Origin of the sequence: Nostoc sp. DedQUE04, from assembly GCF_034530995.1 — a bacterium.
Taxonomy (GTDB): domain Bacteria; phylum Cyanobacteriota; class Cyanobacteriia; order Cyanobacteriales; family Nostocaceae; genus Nostoc.
Map to the genome: position 1 here is coordinate 1 of NZ_JAVRCA010000134.1, position 5,158 is coordinate 5,158.

5 protein-coding genes are annotated in these 5,158 nt (G+C 38.5%); 2 read left to right on the top strand and 3 right to left on the bottom strand.

From position 1 onward, the window contains the following. The first annotated feature begins 795 nt into the window (after positions 1 to 795). A complete protein-coding gene (locus RM049_RS39085) occupies positions 796 to 1,140 on the top strand; it encodes a DUF1815 family protein (protein WP_094350113.1) in 345 nt (114 codons plus the stop codon). Between the two features lie 292 nt (positions 1,141 to 1,432). Here RM049_RS39085 and RM049_RS39090 read toward each other — a convergent pair whose 3' ends face one another. Next, a complete protein-coding gene (locus tag RM049_RS39090; protein WP_322708093.1) occupies positions 1,433 to 3,502 on the bottom strand; it encodes a CHAT domain-containing protein in 2,070 nt (689 codons plus the stop codon). A gap of 116 nt (positions 3,503 to 3,618) precedes the next feature. Between RM049_RS39090 and RM049_RS39095 the strand changes: the two genes are divergently transcribed. Continuing rightward, positions 3,619 to 4,119: a thioesterase family protein gene (locus RM049_RS39095; protein ID WP_322708094.1), complete on the top strand. Its 501-nt coding sequence runs from the start codon at positions 3,619 to 3,621 to the stop codon at positions 4,117 to 4,119. Positions 4,120 to 4,185: 66 nt separating this feature from the next. On the opposite strand, the gene RM049_RS39100 is transcribed toward RM049_RS39095, so the two are convergent. Together RM049_RS39100 and RM049_RS39105 are read right to left on the bottom strand one after the other, a co-directional pair. Further along, a complete protein-coding gene (locus RM049_RS39100; protein WP_292785503.1) occupies positions 4,186 to 4,383 on the bottom strand; it encodes a hypothetical protein in 198 nt (65 codons plus the stop codon). 418 nt (positions 4,384 to 4,801) lie between these two features. After that, positions 4,802 to 5,101, bottom strand: a complete 300-nt coding sequence (locus tag RM049_RS39105; RefSeq protein WP_322708095.1) for a hypothetical protein — start codon at positions 5,099 to 5,101, stop codon at positions 4,802 to 4,804. Positions 5,102 to 5,158: the final 57 nt, after the last annotated feature.

A 5,158-nucleotide genomic window follows, 5' to 3' on the forward strand; every position in this document is an offset into this window, starting at 1 on the left:
GATGCTCTCGGTTGGTTTAACCACTGTGGTCTATTTACCTGAAAATTGCTGTAAGATAAGAATCCTTCTAAATTCATCGTGCTTTGGTTTGTACAAGTTTTTGAAAATAATCTAAAAATACCTGAAAATATTGCCTAAATGGCAACATTGTTCTGCTGAGTTTAGGTATTGTCAGTGTTAAGTTTTCCGCTTGTGGATTCTACACTCACACTTAATCTACTAACATCACTAACTTGGTATAAATTGTTATTTCCCTGCTTTTGCAACTACTTAACCTATAATTCGCACTGTCATCTGCTTAACTTTATATATAGGAGGAAGGAATTTGGTATAACTAATCATTTGTCTATACCAAAATCTACGTTAAAAACAGAACAGATTAAACATCTAAGCAAGAGACACTATAACGATGGAAAACTACATTGTGGCGTTTAATAACAGTGTATTTGACTGCACATAGCCAATAAAAACTAAATATGTAGCTTTTCTGTAGTTGACTAGTGCTAAATTTAAGTTACTCTTAAAGCGGATCTCTTGCTCTAAGAATCTACCCTGACAGAAATGTATAAAGATATAGTTAAATTTAGCAATTCTGTCCGAGATTTTGAATTTACAAACTGAATAGTTTGATACGGCCTTCAAAATCCCGATCCACTACCCTAAACAAAGTAGTCAATCACGACTCAATATCATCTGTCTGGTAATTGTAATGAATAGTTTACAATACCAATGGGTGAGAAAATCTAAAGAAAATATAAAAGAAACTCAAATTACTGTGGTGTCTGGAGGACAAAAGTGTTTCTGAGACTAGCACATCAACATCGACAATTCGTCCAAGACTTAGTAATGAACCTGCAAGCCTTGGCGATTGTATTAGAGCGGCGTGGGTATCCTGCATCTTGCTATACCTGTGGCGACCAAATGAATAGTGCATCATTTATGGTTAGCTTGGGTGATAACCATCTGATTCGATTTTTAGTGTCCGATTACGGCATTACTTGGACAGAAATGCGGGATGACCGCGAATTAATGAAGCTAGAGGGTGCAGAGGCAATAAGCCAATTAGATGAATTGGCCGATCTTGTCAAGCAATCTATGCAAAGTGATACAGGCTCTAAAACTCTTGCCAAGAAGTATTAAGATTTCAGAGGTCGAGAGCAAATTAGAAATTGATTATCGGTAACTGTTAATCGGTAACAGTGGCTTAGTTAAGCGATCGCTTACCTATTTCTCCATTATCATAAAGTGATTGGCTATGGCTGGCCCATCGCATATTTTTTGTATCAGCGAAAATCTGACGATCTTGATTTTCAGCCTCTAGCTAGAAGGTGTTAAAACATAGCAAAGTCAGAGGTTAGTTAGTTGAGCGCTCCTCTTTTGCGATAATTTCATCAAAACGCGATAACTTCTCTACGAGACACTGCGCGAATATCTAAAGTCCATTGCCAATTAAAATAAAGGGTGCCCAATAGTACGGGTGACTAAAGTCATTGACTGCTGCTACGGGTGCATTATGACTTATTTCCTTCCAGTTTCCAGTAATTAATGAGAGTTGAGCTTGGCGTAAAGCTTCAGTTTTAGTCAGCTTCTCAGTAGAAAGAATACCATAAAAAGCACTCATGAGTGCTTGTGTACCACCATCATCTACAGACCACAAAGAGGCGATCGCGGCTCTAGCGCCGGTTTGTTGCATCTGATAGCCAAAGCCCAAAATTTCTTCACCGTTACCTAACTTGCCTCCCAAGCCGGTTTCACAGGCGCTCAACACTACCAAATCTACATTCGGGAGTGACCAAGTGGCGACATTTCTAAAATTAACGCGATCGCCATTTCCAAATAAAATAAACGAATCTTCTGGTTTACCTACCACAAAGGCTGCATGAGTCGCTAAATGGACAATTGTATAATCATCCATTTGGGGTACAGCGACTTTAGGAGTAAAGGCATCGTCTAAAAGCTTCGTAGTTTCAGGAACCGCTGCTGCTAGACTTTCCACTTCCCGCACTGCAAAGGGTAAGCCAGCAAAACCAACCTGTCGATTACCAACTTTGATTTGATAATTACCTTTAGTAAAAGCACCCGCTAAAACCCGCAAAGTGGATTGTTTTGGGGTGTTTAAGTTAGTCAGACTGGCAGATGTAATGTGATTCACGTTGAAACGCTGTACGAGCCATTGTTTGCCATCATACACAGCAGTTAAAGGAATGTAGCGTAATCGATCGTCTGGAGCGTAAATCAGAGTTTGCGTACCCGATAGCTTTAAGTCTTTCTCTATCGGTTTAATTAGCCAGTCATACAATTGGCGTGCAGGTGCTTTGATATTTCGACTGGGATTGATTAAAGCTTGACGGAAAGCATCAATTGTTTGATAAAGTTTTTCGCGTTTTACAGCAACGGTGCGATGGATTGGTGGGGATTCAGAAGTTACCAATACCAATTCCAAACTATCTTTTAAAATCAGTGGGTAGAGTAATGCCGATTTTTGCGGTAATCGCGCCAAATTATCTCGAAGTTCGTTGAGACTCTCCAAATCCAAATTTTGCCGCCTAGCTGTACGGCTAATTTGCTCTACCTGTGCTTTCACTGAAGGACTATTGATAAATTCGTTAAATCCATCTAGAAGTTGCTGTTGATTTAAGACTAATTGTTCGATGCGTTGTTTTTGTTCGAGCGATCGCTGTTCGGGGGAAATTTTCCGTAGTGTTGTTAATTCCTTACCCAGTACAACAGCATTATCCACACTTTGATCCAGCTTTTGTTTAATTGGTTTTTCTGTTGCCGCTATATTAAGACCTTTGACAGTACGTTGATTACCTGGCACATTCTGGAGATATTCCTCTAGTTCTTCAACTTTGAGTAAATCCATTGTCCTTTGTGCTTCAGCAACACGTTCTTGTTTGAGCAATCGTTCACCCAAAATGCGATATGTCTGGCTAACAGTTATGTTGTAAGCATCTGGTTGTGGCGCACTCAATGCTGATGGATTCAAGCGAGCTTTCTCACGATTAATCAAACAATGCTTGTAGAAAAAAATTGCTAACTCTGGTTGGTTTTGGATATCGAATAAGTAACCTATGTTACTGTAGGTTTTGCCAAGTCGAACCAGATCCCCAAGTTCTTTGTTAATCAATAAGGCTTGCTGGTAGGATTGAAGTGCTTCAGGATACTTTTTTTGACTTTGGTAGATTCTGCCAATATTGTTAAATGTTACCGCTTCCCAAGAGCGCTCTCCAAGGTCTTTAGTGATGGTTAATGCTTTCTGTAATTTCTCCAACGCTTCTTTTGATTGACCTTGACGAGATTCTTTGATAGCTTCTTGATTGAGCCTTGCAATTTCTGAGAGTTGATTATTCTTGGGTAAAGCTTGAGCTTTTTCTCCAGATTCGTACCTCAACCTTGCATTTGTATTTACCTGGTTATTGTCTGGATATACCATCCCAAAACCTAGTAAGCTAAGTAGAGATAAAGTAACAACACTCACATGCCGGAGATTAGGCTGCATAACAAAACACTCCCTATGCTCGGAAGGTAAATATTAAATCAATAAGTCCGGCAACGCAATTAATTTTTATGCTATTCAATAATTTGGAAAATTTATAGTCACTGAGAAATTTGAAGATGTCAGAAGAAAAACCCAGCCGACCAAAACTACCACCAACCAGCGCTCTTGACAATCCATCCAGTCATGAGTTTGGAAATTGGTTTGAATATCCTGTCAGAGTCCAACCCCACCACACTGACTATGCCGGTCTTGTCTGGCACGGTTCCTATATAGCTTGGATGGAAGAAGCGCGGATTGAATGCTTGCGATCTATAGGGATTGAATTTGCTGATTTAGTCGCTATAGGCTGCGATTTACCAGTTGTAGAATTGTCGGTGCGCTATCACCGTTCAATTCAATTGGGTATGGCAGTGCTGGTAAAAACCCGTATGGCTGAGGTCACTGGTGTACGAATTAATTGGGATTACGCCATTATCTCAACTGATGGACAACAATTGTACGTTACTGCCAAGGTGACTTTAGTCGCTTTAGATCGCGAAAGAGGGAAGATTATGCGTCAGTTGCCGCCGAGTTTTAAGGATGCATTAGCCAAGATTTCAGAATTAAATAACAATTGATCGTGCAAGGTTATCATTTCACCTTTTCTACTTCACCTTTTATTGGCAAAAGTGAAGTATAGATCGTTATTTTCCAGTTTGGATCTGCGACAAATTTTGAGCAAACTGTGTTACATAATGCCAAATATCTTGGGGAGTAATGCCAAAACTAATATTTAATAAAACAAGGATTGCCGCAAGAGTTAATGCAGTGCTCACGGTTGCTTTCAGCAATTTCCATAATATTATGAAGACTATCCAAGCTACAATCAATGTAATAATCATATATATTCATTCCTGAATAATTGCCCTCGTGTGAGAAGGTCTTTATTTAGAAAGGGTAAATTTTTATCTGAAGTCAAAATTACTATTGCTAAAGCTATTAGACCTAATTTGGAATAGATACTAAAGCTAAGATTTTTGTCTAACTGTGCCAATGCCATATTAGCTGAAAATGATCCAATTATTCGGGGAAAAGGCAACTTATTTGGCATTTTGGCAGAATTACTGGAAAAACTTTTTGAAATTTTTGTATCAATAATCACAAAATAAAATAGTTAGATTAGGACTCCGATTTGATTTTTGAAAACATTCTGAGACTGAAAAGGCTGTTGTATCAGGGTTTAATTTTAAATTTTGTTCAGAAATCAGACAGGAGTCCTAATAGTTGCTAAAAAAATCTATTCAGCAACTAGTAAGATAATTACTGTATCAACTCGAAGGAGTCAAAAAACTTTCTGACATCACTGAGTTGAGGATTTTTATCGCTTCCAACGAAGAGTATATACAACCGTTGATTAACAATAAAAACTCTACCCGTCATAAAAATTCCTTCTTTTTCATCCCACAGCTTCATTTCTATGCCGGGATATGTACCTAGAGTAATATTTTCCTGACTGAGTAATTTTTTTCCATCTTCTAATATCCCTTGTACAGCGAAATCCAATAATTCACTTAATGGAATCTGAGTCACGTCACTGTTAAAATCAGCATAGCTAACCATAACAGGACTTACGCAACTGGCACAATGCGATCGCTAATTACTAGTACATAAGTATTA

What these genes read in the sequence shown, in the direction of transcription:
- RM049_RS39090 (WP_322708093.1), bottom strand. Translation starts at nt 3,502, where the DNA reads ATGCAGCCTAATCTCCGGCATGTGAGTGTTGTTACTTTATCTCTACTT.
- RM049_RS39095 (WP_322708094.1), top strand. Translation starts at nt 3,619, where the DNA reads ATGTCAGAAGAAAAACCCAGCCGACCAAAACTACCACCAACCAGCGCT.
- RM049_RS39100 (WP_292785503.1), bottom strand. Translation starts at nt 4,383, where the DNA reads ATGATTATTACATTGATTGTAGCTTGGATAGTCTTCATAATATTATGG.
- RM049_RS39105 (WP_322708095.1), bottom strand. Translation starts at nt 5,101, where the DNA reads ATGGTTAGCTATGCTGATTTTAACAGTGACGTGACTCAGATTCCATTA.